Genomic DNA, 640 nt, shown 5'->3' with positions numbered 1-640 from the left:
GTTGATAAAACGGCGAGACGCCGGAACTCTCGGGGAGAACGATACTTCAACGCACTGTGTGGATGCGATTCGTTGTAGTGCTCGAAGGCCAGAGCCAAGTTATGTGCGGCAGTATTGGCATCGGGCTTGGGCATGAAGGCAACATAATCGCGCTTCATGGTCTTTACGAAGCTCTCGGCCATTCCGTTACTCTGCGGGCTGCACACGGGCGTGGTCAATGGATGCAGGCCGATCTCGGTGGCGAACGAACGCGTTTTTTCGGCGATGTAGCCCGAGCCGTTGTCGGTTAGCCACTCAATGGGATGAGGTGGTTTCAAGGTGCCACCGAAGCGGCTTTCAACGGCGGCCAGCATCACATCGCGGACGATGTCGCCGCTGTGCCCCGCAGTGGTGGCCGCCCAGCTCAACGCTTCGCGATCGCAACAGTCCAGCGCAAACGTCACCCGCAGTGGTTCGCCGTTGTCGCATCGGAATTCAAAACCGTCAGAACACCAGCGTTGATCGCTGCGCGCGACGGCCACGCGTCCATCGTGACGGCGTTCAGGCCGCGCCAGCTGGACCTTACGGGCGATCAATAGATCGTGCGCGCGCATGACCCGATAAATGCGTTTGGCATTCACGGCAGCCTCGCCCGCAGATT

1 protein-coding gene is annotated in these 640 nt (G+C 59.7%); it reads right to left on the bottom strand.

Annotated features, from left to right (window positions below):
• The coding region (locus WBR68_RS31430; protein WP_230696278.1) for an IS3 family transposase at positions 1-640 on the bottom strand (640 nt) is incomplete at both ends.

Source organism: Achromobacter sp. JD-1 (assembly GCF_038594925.1).
In the GTDB taxonomy this organism is placed as follows: domain Bacteria; phylum Pseudomonadota; class Gammaproteobacteria; order Burkholderiales; family Burkholderiaceae_B; genus Achromobacter; species Achromobacter spanius_C.
Note: the sequence above shows the minus strand (reverse complement) of the source record. Positions and strands in the feature narration are given on the sequence as shown.